3 protein-coding genes are annotated in these 1,803 nt (G+C 67.2%); 2 read left to right on the plus strand and 1 reads right to left on the minus strand.

Annotated elements, in window-relative coordinates:
- Positions 1 to 287: hypothetical protein (locus MUO23_06180; protein MCJ7512542.1), on the minus strand; the 287-nt coding region annotated here is incomplete at its 3' end.
- Positions 288 to 415: 128 nt separating this feature from the next.
- Here MUO23_06180 and MUO23_06185 point away from each other — a divergent pair.
- Both MUO23_06185 and MUO23_06190 read left to right on the plus strand, forming a co-directional pair.
- Positions 416 to 622, plus strand: coding sequence for a hypothetical protein (locus MUO23_06185; GenBank protein MCJ7512543.1), 207 nt, complete (start codon positions 416 to 418; stop codon positions 620 to 622).
- A 226-nt stretch (positions 623 to 848) separates the two neighbouring features.
- A partial coding sequence (locus MUO23_06190) for a hypothetical protein (protein ID MCJ7512544.1) occupies positions 849 to 1,803 on the plus strand: 955 nt, incomplete at its 3' end.

A 1,803-nucleotide genomic window follows, 5' to 3' on the forward strand; every position in this document is an offset into this window, starting at 1 on the left:
CGCGGGTCGAAGCCGCCGGCCGGCCCGAGGCGCAGGAACGCGCCCACGAAGCCGGTGACGATCAGGCCGACCGAATCCAGGTGGGCACAGGCCATCAGCTTTGGCCGGCTGCCCGGGCTCGTGCCGCGCAGCAGGGCGTGGACGCTCCCCAGGGGAGAGATGACGACTTCGTCCGCCAGACCCTGCCACGCCGCCCGGACAACGGCCGCCATGTCCTGCTCGCTGCCGGAGACTCCGGCCGGAGCCAGGAAGGCCTGCAGGAGCTCAAGGGTGTGGGCTGCGCTCATCGAAGGCTGCTGGTCGGGGTCAAGGCGTGGGTGTGTCAGTGTCGGTAGGCGTGGGGGACGGTGCAAGGGTCTCGGTGGGGGAGGGGGCAAGGGTGTAGGTCGAGCTAGGAGGAGGCGTCAGGGTTTCGGTGGATGTCGGTGGCGGCGTGAAGCTGGCCGTCACGGTAGGAGGAACGAAAGCCGTGGGCGTGATGGTTGAGGTCGGAGTGTTCGTGCCGGTTGCGGTCGCCGTCTCGGGCACGGCCGTCGCCGTCGCATCAGGAGTCGTTGTGACGGTTGCCGTGGGTGTCGTCTGGGCAGGCGCTTGGCTGATGGCCACCAATCCGGCACAGTAGCAGGGCACAGTCGCCACAACGACCAGGACCAGGACAATGTGCAGACTGCGAAGTCGCAGGCGCGGAGTGGATTGAGTCATCAGCAGACCGCCGCCATGATAGCAGTATCAACGCGGGCCAGCAAGCGCTCAGGTGATAGTATGATTCAGGTGGCCCTCCGCCGACCGCCGTGCACGCCGGACGACCGACAACCGGCCGGACCGCGGACCGCCTCCGATCACCGTCGATGACACTCCAGGCGAAGGATCCCCCCGAGCAACAGGCCCCCTCCAGGCCGGAGGCCTCATCCCCTGCCTGGCGTCAGGTTGGCTTCGACTGGGTGTCGCTGCTGCTGCTCTTGCTGCTGACGCGCATCGCCACCTGGTCTCTGACCGCTGCCGACTGGACCGATCATCTGGCTCTGGTCGGGACGGTCGCCGGACTGGGCGTGCTGCTGGGTGCCTGGTTCGGCTGGAGCCTGTTCTCCGGCAGGAGTATCGCCGTGGCCGGGCTGGTGTACGGAGTCATCTTCAGCATGTGGCTGGTCGGACTGCAAGTGGAGTCCAGCTCGCTGTGGGGCGAGCGGGTGCAGGAGCTCGGCCGCAGGCTGTGGATCTTCCTGAGCGCGCTCGCCGGCGGGAAGCCCAATGAGGATGGGCTGATGTTCGTCCTGATCCTGGCGCTGGTGTTCTGGATGCTGGTCGTGTACAGCGGCTTTGGGGTGATCCGGCATCGATCCCTGGCGGCCGGGATCCTGCCTGCAGGCCTGGCCCTGGTCTTGAATGCGTACATCTACCTCGGCGAACCGGACTTGCGAGGCTATGTAGCCTGGTTTGCCTTGATCGCCCTGTTCCTGGCGGCCAGGATGGAGCTCGGGCGGCGCCAAATCCGATGGTGGGGCATGAACGCTCGGGTTCCCTCCGACGTCATCTTCCCGATTCTGGCGGCGGGTGGGGTGGCCGCCGGGGCGCTGGTCTTCGCAGCCTGGGCCGGGCCCGCCTTCGCTCAGTCCGAACCGGCAGCCGAAATCTGGTCCAACGCGACCCGCCCGTGGCAGGACTTGCGCGAGCGACTTGGAGAGAGCCTGCGCGGGCTGCGCAGCCCTGCCGCCTATGCGTACGAAGTGTATGGCGATGATCTGACTCTCAAGGCAGGCTCCGAGCCGGAAAACGAATTGATCCTGCGAATCTCGGCCGCCAGGC

The sequence above is a fragment of the Anaerolineales bacterium genome, assembly GCA_022866145.1.
In the GTDB taxonomy this organism is placed as follows: Bacteria; Chloroflexota; Anaerolineae; order Anaerolineales; family E44-bin32; genus PFL42.